Below are 493 nucleotides of genomic sequence, written 5' to 3'. Positions count from 1 at the left end.
GGGGACACGACGGCGGGGAGGGGCGGCCCCCGGTCACCGTGATGGTCGTCGACGACCATCCCATGTGGCGGGACGCCGTGGCGCGCGACCTGGAGGGGGCCGGTTTCCGGGTGGTGGCCACCGCCGGGGACGGGCCGCAGGCCCTCGCCCGGGCCCGGGCCACCCGTCCGGACGTGCTGGTGCTCGACCTGAACCTTCCCGGCCTGCCCGGCGCCGAGGTCTGCCGCCGGTTGGCGGGTCGCTCGGCGGCGAGTCCGGACGAACCCGCGCCCCGGGTCCTGGTGCTGTCCGCCAGCGGTGAGCAGGAGGACGTGCTGGAGGCGGTGAAGGCCGGGGCCACCGGTTACCTCGTCAAGTCCGCCGGGGCGGAGGAACTGGTGACGGCGGTGCGTCGTACGGCGGCCGGGGAGCCGGTCTTCACCCCCGGCCTGGCGGGGCTGGTCCTGGGGGAGTTCCGCCGTCTCGCGGCGGGGGACACCGCGTCCCCCGATCC

General features: G+C 77.1%; 1 protein-coding gene. It reads left to right on the top strand.

Going from position 1 to position 493, the window contains the following annotated elements; all coding sequences use genetic code 11:
• Positions 1-41: 41 nt before the first annotated feature.
• A partial coding sequence (locus FOE67_RS28195; protein ID WP_182667617.1) for a response regulator occupies positions 42-493 on the top strand: 452 nt, incomplete at its 3' end.

The organism is Streptomyces calidiresistens (assembly GCF_014141525.1).
GTDB lineage: Bacteria > Actinomycetota > Actinomycetes > Streptomycetales > Streptomycetaceae > Streptomyces > Streptomyces calidiresistens.
This window is presented reverse-complemented; position numbering and strand designations above follow the sequence as displayed.